Here is a 15,325-nt window from a genome sequence, read left to right on the forward strand (position 1 = left end):
TAAACGTCAACGTCTTTTTATCTTTACGTTCTCTTTTCCATCCTTCTTTTCTTTTTTCATTCACAATGGCTTCATCGAGTTGACCAAAGACAATGCCCATCACGTCGGCAAATGTGCTGTACATCAGCCGTTTAAGCTGTTCTTCAAACGAAATAAAATCGCGAGTTTCATTTAACAATTGGTATATTTTTGGTATAATGTTTTCCATGAGAAGGCCTCTCTTCAAATGTATTTGCTTGGTCGCATACATTTATGTTAGAGTGCCTTCTCTATTTTTTTCCATCATTTTGCTTCGAGAAATATTTTACACATACTTTTGTCGCACCGGTTTTTGTGGGGAAAAGTCCATAAACTTTTTTTAAAAATTGGGGGCCTAAGAGAAGAGCTTATGATATGCTTCCGTCAGCACTTCCCGTGCCTCAGCCATCATTGTCTCAAACAAATCGGCGACAGATGGGACGTCCTTGATTAGGCCGGCAATCTGGCCAGCGTTAATAAAGCCGTTTTGAAAGTCACCTTTTAGCGCTCCGATTTCATGATGCCTTTCACTCGTTTTTTCAAAATAAGCATTTTTATCTAAAACTTGTTCGTCCTGAAGTATTTGTGCCGCATAGTCATTGCGAAGGAGCCGGCGGCGTTGTTGAAACTTACGGCCAATGATCACTGTCGCTTCATCATCTGCTGAAACGATTGCCTTTTTATAGTTTTCATGAAAATGCGCCTCTTTCGTTGCGACCAAACGGGTGCCAAGCTGTACCCCGGAAGCCCCCAAAGCGATCGCGGCAGCAAGCCCCCGGCCATCGGCAATACCGCCAGCGGCAATGACCGGCACCGAAACGGCATCAACGACTTGAGGAACGAGCGCCATGGTCGTGCTTTCATTAGGCGCGTTAATGCCAGCGGCTTCATAGCCTTCACAAACGATGACATCACACCCCGCGGCTTCGGCTTTTTTCGCTTGATTAACGGTCGCGGTCACACATATCACTTTTATACCGTGCTCGCGAAAATACGGGATGTAGGGGGCCGGATTTCCCGCGGATAATGAGACGACTGGCACCCCGTTTTTTGCCACTTCCTCAGCCGCCTCTTTCGCCTGAGGATGAACGGAAATCGGGATGTTGACACAGCATGCTTGGTCTGTCAACTCAAGCATCGTCCGGATATTCTTTTTGACGGATTCCATTGGCAAAGTGCCGATGCCGATGGTCCCTAACCCACCTGCATTGGAGACTGCCGCGGCGAGAGACGGATCGCTGACATTGCCCATGCCGCCTTGAATAATTGGATATTTTATGCCGAGTAAATGGCACAGCGGTTGGTTCATGTTGACACTCCTAACATGTTATACTTCAATTGTGTGAATATAGAATGGGAGGCGATGGCCTGTGTTAATACCTTATCAATCTCATTTTCCACGCATTCATGAAAGCGTCTACATTGCTGAAGGTGCGAAAATCATCGGTGATGTGACGATCGGTGAAAATTCCAGCGTCTGGTTCAACACCATCATTCGCGGTGATGAAGGCCCGATTACGATCGGCAAACGCTGCAACATTCAAGATCATTGCATGATCCACCAATATGAAGCCTATCCTGTCGTGCTGGAAGACGAAGTGTCCATCGGCCATAACGTCATCCTCCACGGCGCCGTCATCCGTCGCGGGGCGTTGGTCGGCATGGGTGCCATCATCCTTGACGGCGTGGAAATCGGTGAACAAGCTTTCATTGCCGCAGGCACGCTCATACCCCCAGGTAAAAAAATCCCGCCGAGAACAATGGTCATGGGTTCACCGGGAAAAGTCATCCGCGAGCTCACTGAACGCGATCTTGAAACGTTGCGGTTGACCGTGGAAACCTATGAGAGAAAGGCGAAATGGTATAAAGCCGAACAAGAAAAACGTAAAAAATAGTCCACGGATAAAATTCATTGGATTAATGGCGGCCGGCCGATTTCGTACCGGGCCGCCCTTTTACTATTGATGCGATTCTTTTTCTTCATCATCGGCTTCGATGATATACGGATGGGCCATGGCATCGTACGTTTCATTTTTCTTAGCCGTGTCATTTTCTTCCATGAAGATTTTTTCGAAAAAGCGGCTTGCCGGTTTGGCGAGCAAGCGGTAGTAATCCCTGAAAAGGTCCGCTGCCACTTCACCCAGCCATTTTTCCGGCAGCAAATCTTGAGGAAGTCCGGGGTCGACAAATAAAAATTTGCGATACTCATGTACAAGGTTGGTGCGCTCGACAAAGCATTGTTCGTCGGTCATGTTGCCTTTTTCAATTTTGCTTTTGTCTAAAATAAATTTTTCGCTATACCGTTTGATGAAGGCATCGTAGCGTTCATTAATCTCATCAATATTCCAGCAGTTTTCGACAAACTCCTGATCTTTTTTCGGGCCGCGGTTTTCCGAAACAAAAAAATTCACATGGCGGGAAATCCCGTATTTTTCAATAATATCATTGACCTGTTCTTCTAAGTCATTGGGAGTGATCCACAGCCCGCTGGAGAGCATCCCGAAACCGCTCCAGATCAGCTCCCGTCGCAATTCATCGCGAATATGCCGCTGTTCTTCAGGAATGGTATAAAGAAACAAGCGCCATTTTCCGTCCCAGATTTCGGGTTTCAATTTAAAAATGCGATGGGCGGCTTCATCCATCCGCCGGACGCCTCGGTCTGTCAAACGATAATAGCTGCGGTTTCCGATTTTTCGATTCGTCACCCAGCCTTGTTTATTCATCCTAGAGATGGCCGCCCTTACGGATTGTTCATTATGGCCAAAAGCTTCGAGTAATCGAATGAGGCTTCCGATCCAAATTTCATTCCCGTAATGGCGGATGTAATCGCCATACAATGTGAAAATCATCGAACGCGTGTTTAATTGTTCCCGCATAACACTCACTCGCCAAGAAAACGGGGAGGCCGTTTTTCGTTAAATGCATTTAAAGCTTCGATGCGGTCTTTTGTCGGAATCGTCACTTCATAGGCTTTCGATTCGATCGCTAAGCCCGTTTTAAGATCGACGTTCATCCCTTTTTTGATGGCAAATTTCGCCTGTTGGACGGCGATGGGTCCGTTTTTCATGATGGCTTCGGCAAACTGTTCGCAACTCGAAAGTAGCTCAGATCTTTCGACAACGCGATTTAAAATGCCATATTCATAGGCTTCATCTGCCGATAGCCGCTTCGCCGTTAAAATGAGCTCCAATGCCCGTGCTTCCCCGATGAGCCGCGGTAAACGCTGTGTGCCACCTGCACCTGGAATAATCGCCATGCTCGTTTCGGTCAGACCGATTTTAGCTTCTTTTACCGCTATGCGAAAATCACAGGCAAGTGCGAGCTCGAGACCGCCTCCGAAAGCATAACCGTTAATCGCCGCAATGGTCGGTTGGGGAAGGTCGGCGATTTGCTCAAAGACATCGCCGATCTTCTTGACGTTGCGGCGGACTTCTTGCTCATTCAATGTCCGTCTTTCTTTGAGATCCGCGCCGGCGCTGAAGGCTTTTTCACCAGCTCCAGTAATGATGACGCAGCGAACCTCTTTATCCGTGTGAATGCTAGAGACAACCTCTCCCAAATTTTTAAGCGTTTCGTAATTAAAACAATTCAAGACCTCGGGCCGATTTAAGGTAATATAAGCCAAATGTTGCTTCTTTTCATATAAGATCGATGCCATGTTTGTCTTCCTTTCCTTTCTTTTTCGGCTTTAACGTTCCATCGTCTGGCGGACACCCATTTGGCCATTTATCATCAGAAACGTGCCTTTAGGTTTACAGCGCTTCCACGAGGGTGGCGACACCTTGGCCAACGCCAACGCACATCGTCGCCAAACCGCGTTTAGCGCCGCGCTTTTTCATTTCGTGTAAGAGGGTCGTCATAATGCGCGCTCCGCTTGCACCAAGTGGGTGCCCAAACGCAATCGCCCCGCCGTTGACATTGACGATTTCCGGATCCAATTCTAGCTGCCGAATGCATTCCAGACTTTGGGAAGCAAACGCTTCGTTTAATTCAACAAGGTCAAGATCGGCAATGGACCAACCGGCGCGTTTTAAAGCTTTGCGCGTAGCTTCAATGGGTCCAAGTCCCATAATGGCTGGCTCTAACCCGCTAGCGGCACTGGCGACATACCTCGCGAGCGGCTTGACACCAAGTTCTTGGGCCTTTTCCGCACTCATCAAGAGTAACGCGCTCGCCCCATCATTTACACCGGAGGCATTGCCGGCTGTGATCGTGCCACCTTCAAACAGCGGTTTGAGTTTGGCGAGTTTTTCCAAGGTTGTGTCCGGCCGCGGATGTTCATCGCGGTCCACGGTGATGGTTTCACCTTTTCGCCCTTTATAGGTGACCGGGATCAATTCTTCCTGAAATCGGCCGCTTTCCATCGCTTTTTTCGCCCGCATTTGGCTCTGGTAAGCGAAAGCATCTTGTTGTTCCCGCGTCACATGAAAGCGTTGGGCGACATTCTCTGCGGTTTGTGGCATACTGTCTGTGCCGTATTTTTCCGCCAACTTTTCATTCACAAACCGCCATCCAATCGTCGTATCGAAAAGTTCGAGATTGCCGCGTGGAAAATCGACATCGGGTTTGGCCATGACAAAGGGCGCCCGGGTCATGCTTTCGGTACCGCCGGCAATATAAATATCGCCGTCGCCGACCATAATGGCTCGTGCCGCTAAGTTAATGGCGTCAAGTCCAGAGGCACACAACCGATTAACCGTGACTCCGGTAACTGTCACCGGTAGTCCAGCTAGAAGCGCTGCCATCCGACCGACATTTCGGTTTTCTTCCCCAGCGCCGTTGGCATTTCCGAGTATAACTTCTTCAATTTGATTTTCCGCAACCTGCGGATTGCGGTCAAGTAAGGCTCGGATGACTATTGCCGCCAAGTCATCCGGACGGACGTGTTTTAAAGCTCCTTTATATCGTCCAATCGGTGTGCGGACGGCATCGACTATCACAACATCTTTCATCGGAACATTCCATCCCCATTCGTCTCTATTTAGTCTTCGTCTTGCTTTTTCGTATAATCATAAACCCCGCGACCCGTTTTGCGGCCAAGGCGTCCGGCGGCTACATATTGTTCCAAGAGAGGTGCTGGGCGATATTTTTCACCCAGTTTTTCATGGAGGTAGCGCAAATTGTTCAGACGCGTATCTAAACCAACTAGGTCAGCGAGTTCAAATGGTCCCATGGGAAAATTCAGCCCGAGTTTTATCGCTTTATCGATTTCTTCCGGTGTGCCGACGCCTTCCTGAAGCATATAAAAGGCTTCGTTGCCGACTAAAGCGCTGATGCGACTTGTGACAAAACCGGGGAATTCGTTAACAATGACGGTTTCTTTCCCCATCTTTTGCGCAGCCTGCTCAACGAAGCGGGCCGTCTCATCACTCGTCTCAAGACCACGGATGATTTCGACCAATGGCATTTTATGGACGGGATTAAAAAAATGCATGGCGATGACGGCTTCGGGCCGCTTTGTAAAAGAGCCGAGTTCAGTGGGGCTCATTGTGGATGTGTTGGATGCCAAAACACATTCGGCTGGCGCGTTGCGATCGATGACCTCGAAGACCGACTTCTTGATTTCTTTTTTTTCCGGCACCGCTTCAATGACAAGTTGCGCATCGCGGACAGCCTCTTCAAGGTTCGTTGTATAAAAAAGGTTTTTCTCGGCTTGTCCGGCTTGTTCCGCCGTTACTTTTCCCCTTGCCATACCTTTTTGAAAAATCGCTTGGATTTCTTTGCGGGCACTGTCCAGGGCGGCTTCCTGTACATCTACTAACTTGACGCGATAACCGCCGAGGGCACTAACATAAGCAATGCCGCGACCCATAACCCCCGATCCAACCACAACAACTGTTTCAGACATGTCAACGCCTCCTGTAACCGGAAAAGGGGACAAACCGCTATAGAGCGGCGTGACCCCGTTCGCTAGGTTTATTGAAGATTAAACGGATTAAGCGGTTTTGCCCCAATGTAGGATAAAACGCTTTTTGTCTCAGTATAAAGATTCAAAGTTTCATAGCCTAACTCACGTCCGAAACCGGATTGCTTATAGCCGCCGAATGGCGTACCCGGGAAAGCTGAAAACGGCGAATTCACCATAACGACACCAGCGCGCAGGCCGTCTGCCACCCGTTTAATGAGCCCGTTATCCTTTGCCCATATGGCGGCGGCTAAACCGTATTTCGTGTCATTAGCGAGTTTGACCGCTTCTTTCTCATCCTTGAAGGTCATGACAACAACGACCGGACCGAAAATTTCTTCCTGGGCGATTTTCATGTCATTGGTGACACCAGTAATGATGGTCGGTGCATACCAATAGCCATTTTCAAAACCCGGAACTTGAACGGCTTCACCGCCTGTCACAACAGTTGCCCCGTCTTTTTTCGCTTCTTCAACGTAGCTGTGAATTTTCTCAAGCTGGCTTTGGCTGATAATCGCTCCAACATGTGTTTCTTGCGCAAATGGGTCGCCAAGTTTCAACTTTTTCGTCTTCGCAATGAATTTTTCCATGAAGGCATCGTAAATGCTCTCATGTAAAAATAAGCGAGAGCGTGCTTCACACGATTGGCCGGTGTTATAAAAGATGCCAAACAAAGATCCATCAACAGCACCATCCAAATCAGCATCCGGGAAGACGAGATTAGGCGATTTGCCGCCGAGTTCCAATGTTACCCTTTTTAATGTCTCCGACGCCTTCGCCATAATATCTTTTCCGGTTGAGGTTTCCCCGGTAAAAGCGACTTTATCCACGCCTTCATGCGTGACGAGATAGGAACCGATGGCTGCGCCAGGCCCGGTAATGACATTCACGACACCGTCCGGAACGCCTGCTTCATGACAGATCTCCGTGAGAATAATCGCTGTCAAAGGCGTGAGGCTTGCCGGTTTCAGGACGACGGAGTTACCTGTCGCAATAGCCGGGGCAATTTTCCAGGCGGCCATCATCATCGGATAATTCCAAGGGATGATCTGGCCACAGACTCCGATTGGCTCTTTTTGCGTGTAATTAAAGAACGGACCCGGCATATTGTTAACCGTCCCACTGTGTGTAACGATGGCACCGGCGTAAAACTCAAAGTCTTCGATCGCTTGCATCACTTGACCTTGGGCTGCTGCGACCGTTTTTCCGCTGTTTAAAACTTCAAGCTCCACTAACTCATTAAAACGGCTGCGCATGATGGAGGCAATTTTATTTAATACACGCGCCCGTTTGCCGACGGGGTAGCGGCGCCATTTCCCGTTGTCGAACGCCTCGCGGGCAGCTTTCACCGCGCGGTCAACGTCTTCTTTTCCCGCTTTGGGAACCTCAGCGAGCACCGCACCGGTGGCTGGATTATAGACCTTAAAGGTTTCACCGGAAAGAGCATCCGTCATCTGTCCACCGATGACCATTTGATAGCGATCACGTTTCATTTCTTTTGGGAAAACGTTTTTTTCTTGTGTTGTTTGACTCATTTCTGCCACTCCTTGTACTAAAAACCGCGATAAATTGGTTTTCGTTTTTCTAAAAAGGCGGTGATGCCTTCCTTGGCATCCTCTGTCCTTCCGGCAACATGTTGAGCGAAAGCTTCCCATTCCAGCATCTGTGCCAAATCGTTTTCAAAACTTTTTTGCATGTACCGTTTTATCAAGCCGATAGCCTTTGTCGGCATGGCGGCGAGGCGTTCCGCAAAAGCTTTTGTCGTCTCTTCCAATGCGCGAGCGGGGACGACCTTGGTGACCAACCCAAGCCGCAAAGCCTCTTCCGCCTTGATCTTTTCTCCAAAGACGGCAAGTTCCAACGCCTTGGCATAGCCAACGAGGCGCGGCAGAAAATACAGGCTTCCGGAATCAGGGACAAGCCCGATATTGATAAACGCTTGGATAAACGAAGCGTTCTCTGATGCAATCCGAAAATCGCACGCGAGCGCTAAGCTCATCCCTGCACCGGCGGCGGCACCATTGACCATGGCTACCGTCGGTTTTTCCAAGCCAACCAATCTTTGAATCAGCGGATTATACCCTTCGCGCAACGTCTCTTTCAAGTTTAATTCTCCCTGGACGTTGCCGAGGTCTTGGCCCGAGCAGAAGGCACGGCCGGAACCGGTAATAACAAGAGCGCGCACTTCTTTGTCTCTCTCCACTTGTTTTAATGCATCCGTCATTTCCTTAAGCATACCGGCCGTAAAAGCATTTAATTTATCTGGACGGTTGAGCACAATTCGGCCGACTCCGTTTTCCTTACTGTAAAGGAGCGTTTCGTACATGGCCTAACCTCCTATTTCCCTTTGAAATTCGGTCGCCTTTTCTCAATGAATGCCTTCATGCCCTCTTTTTGATCTTCCGAAGCAAAAAGCAAATAAAAGTTTTTCCGCTCCGCTTGCATCGCGTCGAAAACAGAATAGTCTACGGCTTTATTCACAGTGTCTTTAATGAGTCTTAATGCCAATGGCGCCTGTTTCAGGAGTTTTTGACTAAAAGCGAGCGTTTCCTCTAGCAAAAGTTCAGAAGGGACGATGTGATTGATGAGACCAACTGCTTTTGCATCTTCAGCCGAAAACATTTCGCCGGTCCAAAGCCATTCCAAAGCCTTGGCGCGTCCCATGGCCTTTGTTAATTTGACGGTTCCTCCCGCTCCCGGCATGACGCCGAGTTTTACTTCAGGAAAACCGAACATCGTCCCTTCGGCGGCAAAAATGATGTCACAACTCAATACGAGTTCGAATCCCCCGCCGAGCGCAAAGCCATGGACAGCTGCAAGGATCGGCTTATGAATGGTGCGAATGCGATCCCAATCGCTAAATTGATCCAGTTTCTCAAGTGTAACGGGCGTATCATACGCCATCTCGTCAATATCGGCACCAGCAGCGAAAGCTCTCCCGGCACCGCTCAAGACAATCACGCCAATATCTTGATCCTTATCAAAAGCCGTTAAGGCATCGACGATTTCAGCTACCATCTGCCGATTGAGCGCATTTAATACCTGCGGCCGATTGAGTTCGATCCGACCGATCGCACCTTCCTTCCAAACCTTCACCCATTCTTCACGCATCGACTTCTTCCCCGATCATCAGCGTCACGAGTTTTCCGGCAAAAGACATCAAATCTTTGGCAGACGCCTTTGATTCTTCCGATTTCATCGCCGCCTTCAACGACTCGTGATCGTCATAATACATTTCACATAACAAATAATACTCGCTTTCTCCCATTGGAGAGCCAACGATTTTCGTCACTTCCATCTTCCGCAAACCCGGTATCTTTTTCGTAATCGGCGTATGGACATTTTTATAATGCTCATCAAAGGCTTTCGGGTCCTCGGGTTGTTTATAAAGAGCGATTAACTTTACCATGTATACTCCTCCTCATTTTTCTTCAAAATCAAAACGAGCAACGGGTTTCATCGCTTCAAACGGATTGCGGCAACTTCGGCAATAGAGAATGCTGCGGCAGGCCGTCGGACCGAATAAATTTTCCATCGTGACCACATCAGAACCGCAATAGGGGCATTCGATCACCCATGGGTCGCCTTCGCGGTGATTGGCAGGCGGCGGGGCGATGCCGAATGCTTTTAATTGCTCCCTTCCCTCAGGGCTAATGCGGTCGGTCGTCCAAGGGGGATCAAAGGAAAAGTGAACATGCACTTCTTTTACCCCATCGAGGCCGACCAAAGCCGAACGAACATTATTTTCAATGAGATCAAGTGCCGGACAGCCGCTGAATGTCGGAAGCAGCGTCACGTTCACCACACCTGAGGAAACGGTCACGTCTTCCAGCATCCCGAGCTCGACAATGCTGATTGTAGGAAGTTCCGGGTCTTTTACCGTCTGTAAAACTTGTAAAATTTCTTCTTTTACGGTTTGGTCACTCATTTGTCGCACCTTCGTCTTCTAGATTTACCAACCGCTTGCCTGTGAATCACTGCGATACACTTCGCTTAAAATCTTTAAAGCATGGTCGAGATCCGCGGAATGTTCGCCGTTTCGGCCATTGCCATGCGCCATTTTCGGCTCATCACTCGGCTTTTTATAATCTACCTCGCTAAATAACTTGGTGATTTCAGCTAGCCAGGTGTTTTTCAGGGCTTCCTCAGAACCGATTAAACCAAGTGCGGTCATCTCATCCCCGTATTGGCCGTAAGTCAGCACGCCGCCCATGTCCTCCCAACACCTCAGAAGCGCCTGTTCCATTCGTGCCCTCGACTCCTCGGTGCTTTGCATGAGCTGGCGGAACCATGTTTGCCAATGCATTAAATGATAGGTTTGTTCTGTTAAAATCTTTCGCGCGGCATTGGCCAGAGGTTCATAGTTTGATTGTTTCAATGCCTCTAATTTAATTTTTTTATAGACATCATAGAAAAGATGGCGGACGACCGTAAAGGCCCAATCGTATTGCGGGGAATCTAAATACTCGCCACTACCGTTTTTAAATTCGAGCAGTACCCCGTTGCGAAACGCCGAGGCATCCCGTAAATGGGCCAAGTCATCTGCTGCGCCCATCCCCAGGTCTTCGAGCAATTTATAATAAATGACCGCATGACCCATGGTGTCTTGATTAATGGACGAAAAGGCAACGTCTTCTTCGATGTGAGGGGCAAGCCCCAACCATTCGGAGCCGCGAAAAGCATGAATAAAATCGTCATCGGCAAGTTGGAAAAGAAGTTCTGTTAACACCTCTTTATATTCCGGCGTCATCTATTTCTACCTCCTGGTCCCCGTTTTTCTCTTTAAAGGCTCGCCAACGCGCCACTAAATCCGCATAGCCTTTCGTCTCACGATAGGCTTTGTCTAGTCTGCCAAAAGCTAACCGTTCTTCTTGCGTCATTTTACGGATGTTCGATCGTTTGACGACCCAAAGATCGGCAATCGGCTCGCGTCGGAAAAAGTTTTCTTTGGCTAAAATTAGCGCCATTTCCGCATTCGGAGCAAGTAAGCTGAAGCGGTGCTCCAGCGGCATGCCGTCTTTTTTCCGGCTAAACACTTCATATTCTTCATAAAAGGTCGATTGATCTTGACTCATTCCCATCATCCTTTCCGGGAGATTCGATTAAGGGCTTACCCAAAAGTTTGCGCCGCAATCATTGGCCTTTCGTTCAATAGCAGCTAACGTTAGACCGCCGCCATGCGGTATTCAGCCAAAGCATCCCGCACCCATTGACTGTTTTCATAAGATGAACGACGAAGCGCGAGTCTTTCATCCGACTTCGGCCCATTTCCTTTAATGATTTCCTTGAATTTTTGCCAATCCGGCTCTTGATAAATCCATTCACCTTTTTCTTCGTCAAAATGGAGCGTGTCGTCCGGAACGCTTAGGCCAAGGAGTTTAATTTTAGGCACATATTTCGTTAAAAATTCTTGACGCAATTCCTCATTTGTCTTAGAGCGCAATTTATATTTCAAATTTTTATCCACATTCGTGTGACCGGTTTCCTTGCTTGACTTTGGCCCGAAGAACATGAGAAGCGGTTCCCACCAGCGGTTGAGAGCTTCTTGCAGCATGCGCCTTTGTTCTGGTGTTCCTTCGGCAAGCGATAAGACTAAGCTTTCCCCGTGTTTGGAATGGAAGGATTCTTCTTGGCAAATGCGTTTCAATGCTCTGCCATAAGGGCCATAGGAAGTTTTTAACATCATCGTTTGCGATAAAATCGCCGCCCCGTCAACTAACCAGGCGATGACTGCCGCATCTCCCCAAGTGGGTGATGGCATATGAAAGACGTTGTGAAACTTTAAGCGCTTACTAAATAGGTCTTGCATGATGTCTTCCCGTGTCTTTCCATATGGTTTCAATAAATCTTCAGCCACGCGCAACAATAATTGCCCATGTCCCATTTCATCTTGCACTTTCGCCATGATCGCCAATTTCCGGTGTAAGGTCGGCGCTTTAGGTACCCATTCTTTCTCGGGAAACGCGCCCATGATTTCGCTAATTCCGTGCATGGTAATAAGTTTAATTAATTGCTCCCGATAATCATCTGGCATCCAGTCTTCGGCTTCGATTTTCTCGTCATTTTCAATCCGCCGCATAAAATGCTCATATTTTTCCTCGTCCGTTAAATGCGCCAAGGAAGTTACGTCACTCATGATATCACCCTCCGTTTTTAAAATATGTCATTTTTTTTACGTTATTAAATTTTTGCGTCATATATAGGGTTCAAAGAAGGCGGGTAGCATTGACCCGCTAAATTTATACCGAGGCGGCTTTCCTCTTGTCGATGATTCGCACCGCTTTCCCTTCGGAACGGGGAATCGCACCTGGCGCAAGGATGTTCACCTCTATAGCGATAAAACATTGGTTCTTCAATTGCCGCTTAATATCCCGCGCAATGGTTTTGATTTTATCATGGTTGAGATCGCCACTGAGGGCATAAAAGACATCTCTATCGATTTCCACATTTAATTGAACATCATCAAGCGGTCCTTTACGGGTTAATACGAGTTGATAGTGTGGCTCGAGTTCTTCGATCTGCAATAAAACGTTTTCGATTTCTGACGGAAACACATTGATGCCGCGAATGATGAGCATATCGTCAATACGGCCTTTCACCCTTGACATTCTGACGGTTGTCCGTCCGCAGACACACGGTTCATGCGTGATCGAAGCCACGTCACCGGTCCTGTAACGAATGACAGGCATGGCTTCCTTAGTGAGACTTGTAAAAACTAATTCCCCTTCCACACCATCGGGCACATTTTCAAGCGTTTCCGGGTCAATCACTTCAACAAGGAAATGATCTTCCTGTATATGGAGGCCGTCCTGGGCTTCTGCACATTCAATGGCGACGCCGGGTCCGATGACTTCGCTTAATCCATAAATATCAACCGCTTTAATGCCAAGGCGATTTTCCAACTCATGGCGCATCTCCATTGACCATGGTTCAGCGCCGAAAATACCGTATTTCAAGCTGGATTCCTGCGGGTTCTTGCCCATCTTTTCCATCGTTTCAACGATATTTAATATATAAGACGGCGTCCCGCAAATGACGGTCGGCTTAAAGTCCTCGATGAGCATGATTTGCCGTTCGGTGTTTCCGCCGGAGACCGGAACCGTGGCCATGCCGAGTTTTTCGGAGCCATAGTGAAGGCCTAATCCGCCGGTAAACAGCCCGTACCCATATGCATTATGCAGCACTTCCCCGGGCTTTCCGCCTGCTGCCGCGATGGCTCTTGCCACAATTTCCGCCCAATTGTCGATATCGTTTCGGGTATAACCGACAACGGTCGGCTTGCCGCTTGTTCCGGATGAGGCATGGAGTCTGACCACCTTTGACTGATCCACTGCGAATAAGCCAAAAGGATAGTTGTTCCGCAAATCTTTTTTAACGGTAAAAGGCAGTTTTTTCAGATCGTCCAAGGACTGGATGTCTTCTGGCGTTAGTCCTTTTTCCGCAAATTTTTCCCGATAGAAAGGGACGTTTTCATAGACATGCCTTACGGATTGCTGCAGTCGTTTTAACTGAAGCGCTTCCATATCTTCTCGAGGCAAAGTTTCCATTTCCCTATTAAAAATCATGCGCCGCCCTCCTTTTGTAAGCCCTTTCATTATTTACCGAAAATATAACGACATTTCATAAGGCCGTTTGGAAAGTGTGATGTTTTTAATATCATGATACAGTGTTTTACACATAACAGTCAACCTCTTTTGAATTTATGAAACATAAAGTAAATGTCGCGTGGCTTTAATTGCGCCAGGAAAATGTGGCAGTTATTCTACATACCAGAAGGAAATGTGATCCCCCACTACATCTGCAAGAGAAAGCACTAGTGAAAAAAACTGTTTCCCTCTTGTGTAAATTTTCCACCAATTTATAACTCTGTGTTAATATAATTCCAAAATTATAAAGAAAAGAAAGGTGGTGTTAATTTGAGTAAAACGATTAAATTTTATCTCATCGTTGCTATTTCTTTTTTGGTATACTTTTTTATCATTAAAACCGTTTTAAGTATCTTAAATTACTATTGGTTATCTGATTCAATAGCTAATATAATATTCATTTTTTCTATTGGTACCGTCAAGAATTTTGTGTTATGTAAGATAGATAGGGTATCTCTGAAATGGATTTGGAATGGATAGGGGTTCGATTTCCTCCACACAGGAGACTGAATATTCAGTCTCCTGTGTGGAAAGGGAGAATCCCTTTATTTTGTTCGTTTACAATATTTGGTTAGTTATAACGTTTTTCAAACATTTGTTGAAGGGTTTCATAGGCTTCAGCAAATCCTCGTAATTTTCTCATCGGCTTTAGACGTTTCCGAATCTCCTTGATCGTTCGTTCGATGGCATTGGTCGTATAAATCACACTTCGAATACTGCTTGGATAATCCATAAATGTAAGGAGGACATCCAACTCATTGGCCCAAGATTGAACTTCTCTTGGATATTTGCTGGACCATTTCGACTCAAACTGTTGAAACATTTGTAACGCCATCTCCTTATTCGGCGCGCGATAAATCAGCTTGAGATCCTCGGCCATTTCGAATTGATCTTTTTTCCGAACACGGCTGAGGGTGTTGCGGACTTTGTGCACGACACAGCGCTGCACATCGGCTTTCGGATAAACCGCCTTAAAGGCTTCCTCCAGCCCCGGAAGGCCATCGAAGACGCCAAGAAGCACTTCCTTGACGCCTCTTTGGTAGAGGTGTTGAAGAATCTCCTGCCATACATAGGCGCTTTCTTGTCCTCCCACGAAGAAATCCAGAATTTCTCGATACCCTTCTTCATTCACTTCTAACACTTCATAAATGACTTCTTTCTCTACCGTATCGCGGCGAAGTTTCACGTACAAGCCGTCCAAATATAAGACCGAATAACGTTGGTGTAGTGGACGAGCGTGCCATTTCTCGATGTCTTCCTTCACGACATCGGTAATCCGGCTGATCGTCGCAGGAGAATAGGTGCTTCCTAGAATTCGTTCGATAAACTTGCCAATTTCCCGTGTACTCATGCCACTTTGATACATCCTAATGATTGCTTCCTCCAGCCAGCCGGTGTGCCGTTGGTAAGGGGCAAACAACTGTGTTTGAAATTCCCCGTTTCGGTCTCTTGGAACCAAAAGACCCTCAATCCGGCCATATTGCGTATCTAGATTTCGCTGATAGTAGCCGTTTCTCATATTCGGTGTTCCAGCCTGTTCGATTTCGAGGAAATTTTTCATTTCTTCCCGCATAATCAGCTCTAATTTTTCTTTCACAAATTGACGAATAACACTTTCCAGTTGATTTGCCCAGTCGACATTCGGTATACTTCTTTTAGACATAGGTAGGGTACTCCTTTCTCTGGAATGTGTTATGGCTAAATCAGAGAATACCCTACCTTTTTTCTTTTGGTCTAGCAAAATGCTTTACACAAA

The 15,325-nt window shown here is 47.3% G+C and carries 16 protein-coding genes and 1 pseudogene; 1 reads left to right on the plus strand and 16 read right to left on the minus strand.

The genetic code is table 11. The features are described 5' to 3' along the window. Positions 1 to 208 (minus strand): annotated as a pseudogene (locus H532_RS18900) (ISLre2 family transposase); the annotation flags it as partial. 165 nt (positions 209 to 373) lie between these two features. Continuing rightward, positions 374 to 1,327, minus strand: a complete 954-nt coding sequence (locus tag H532_RS0113090; protein ID WP_027725853.1) for an NAD(P)H-dependent flavin oxidoreductase — start codon at positions 1,325 to 1,327, stop codon at positions 374 to 376. A 61-nt stretch (positions 1,328 to 1,388) separates the two neighbouring features. Here H532_RS0113090 and H532_RS0113095 point away from each other — a divergent pair, with 61 nt between their 5' ends. After that, positions 1,389 to 1,913 carry a gamma carbonic anhydrase family protein gene (locus H532_RS0113095; protein ID WP_027725854.1) on the plus strand — a complete coding sequence of 175 codons (525 nt, stop codon included), beginning with the start codon at positions 1,389 to 1,391 and terminating at the stop codon, positions 1,911 to 1,913. A gap of 63 nt (positions 1,914 to 1,976) precedes the next feature. Here H532_RS0113095 and paaX read toward each other — a convergent pair whose 3' ends face one another. The 14 genes from paaX to H532_RS0113170 all read right to left on the minus strand — a co-directional run bounded on the left by paaX (position 1,977) and on the right by H532_RS0113170 (position 15,232). After that, positions 1,977 to 2,894 carry a phenylacetic acid degradation operon negative regulatory protein PaaX gene (gene paaX, locus H532_RS0113100; protein ID WP_027725855.1) on the minus strand — a complete coding sequence of 306 codons (918 nt, stop codon included), beginning with the start codon at positions 2,892 to 2,894 and terminating at the stop codon, positions 1,977 to 1,979. Between the two features lie 5 nt (positions 2,895 to 2,899). Then, complete coding sequence (locus H532_RS0113105; RefSeq protein WP_027725856.1) at positions 2,900 to 3,676, minus strand: enoyl-CoA hydratase-related protein; 777 nt, start codon at positions 3,674 to 3,676, stop codon at positions 2,900 to 2,902. 94 nt (positions 3,677 to 3,770) lie between these two features. After that, positions 3,771 to 4,970, minus strand: coding sequence for a thiolase family protein (locus H532_RS0113110; RefSeq protein WP_027725857.1), 1,200 nt, complete (start codon positions 4,968 to 4,970; stop codon positions 3,771 to 3,773). Positions 4,971 to 4,999: 29 nt separating this feature from the next. Beyond that, complete coding sequence (locus H532_RS0113115; protein ID WP_027725858.1) at positions 5,000 to 5,866, minus strand: 3-hydroxyacyl-CoA dehydrogenase; 867 nt, start codon at positions 5,864 to 5,866, stop codon at positions 5,000 to 5,002. Positions 5,867 to 5,934: 68 nt separating this feature from the next. After that, positions 5,935 to 7,458: an aldehyde dehydrogenase family protein gene (locus H532_RS0113120; RefSeq protein WP_027725859.1), complete on the minus strand. Its 1,524-nt coding sequence runs from the start codon at positions 7,456 to 7,458 to the stop codon at positions 5,935 to 5,937. Between the two features lie 17 nt (positions 7,459 to 7,475). Then, positions 7,476 to 8,249, minus strand: a complete 774-nt coding sequence (locus H532_RS0113125; RefSeq protein WP_027725860.1) for an enoyl-CoA hydratase-related protein — start codon at positions 8,247 to 8,249, stop codon at positions 7,476 to 7,478. Between the two features lie 11 nt (positions 8,250 to 8,260). Continuing rightward, positions 8,261 to 9,034, minus strand: a complete 774-nt coding sequence (locus tag H532_RS0113130; RefSeq protein ID WP_027725861.1) for an enoyl-CoA hydratase-related protein — start codon at positions 9,032 to 9,034, stop codon at positions 8,261 to 8,263. Continuing rightward, a complete protein-coding gene (locus tag H532_RS0113135; RefSeq protein ID WP_027725862.1) occupies positions 9,027 to 9,332 on the minus strand; it encodes an EthD family reductase in 306 nt (101 codons plus the stop codon). Before H532_RS0113135 ends, H532_RS0113130 begins: the two co-directional genes overlap by 8 nt. A 12-nt stretch (positions 9,333 to 9,344) precedes the next feature. Further along, positions 9,345 to 9,851: a 1,2-phenylacetyl-CoA epoxidase subunit PaaD gene (gene paaD, locus H532_RS0113140; protein ID WP_027725863.1), complete on the minus strand. Its 507-nt coding sequence runs from the start codon at positions 9,849 to 9,851 to the stop codon at positions 9,345 to 9,347. 24 nt (positions 9,852 to 9,875) lie between these two features. After that, positions 9,876 to 10,673: a 1,2-phenylacetyl-CoA epoxidase subunit PaaC gene (gene paaC, locus H532_RS18905; RefSeq protein WP_038112485.1), complete on the minus strand. Its 798-nt coding sequence runs from the start codon at positions 10,671 to 10,673 to the stop codon at positions 9,876 to 9,878. Next, entirely contained in the window at positions 10,657 to 10,998 is a 342-nt protein-coding gene (paaB, locus tag H532_RS0113150; protein WP_027725864.1) for a 1,2-phenylacetyl-CoA epoxidase subunit PaaB, read from the minus strand. Before paaB ends, paaC begins: the two co-directional genes overlap by 17 nt. Before the next feature lie 89 nt (positions 10,999 to 11,087). Then, complete coding sequence (paaA, locus tag H532_RS0113155; RefSeq protein ID WP_027725865.1) at positions 11,088 to 12,059, minus strand: 1,2-phenylacetyl-CoA epoxidase subunit PaaA; 972 nt, start codon at positions 12,057 to 12,059, stop codon at positions 11,088 to 11,090. Positions 12,060 to 12,162: 103 nt separating this feature from the next. Next, positions 12,163 to 13,488 carry a phenylacetate--CoA ligase PaaK gene (gene paaK / locus H532_RS0113160; RefSeq protein WP_027725866.1) on the minus strand — a complete coding sequence of 442 codons (1,326 nt, stop codon included), beginning with the start codon at positions 13,486 to 13,488 and terminating at the stop codon, positions 12,163 to 12,165. Between the two features lie 652 nt (positions 13,489 to 14,140). Next, positions 14,141 to 15,232, minus strand: coding sequence for an IS256 family transposase (locus tag H532_RS0113170; protein WP_027725322.1), 1,092 nt, complete (start codon positions 15,230 to 15,232; stop codon positions 14,141 to 14,143). Positions 15,233 to 15,325 lie beyond the last annotated feature (93 nt).

The organism is Tuberibacillus calidus DSM 17572 (assembly GCF_000430685.1).
GTDB classification, from domain to species: Bacteria; Bacillota; Bacilli; order Bacillales; family Sporolactobacillaceae; genus Tuberibacillus; species Tuberibacillus calidus.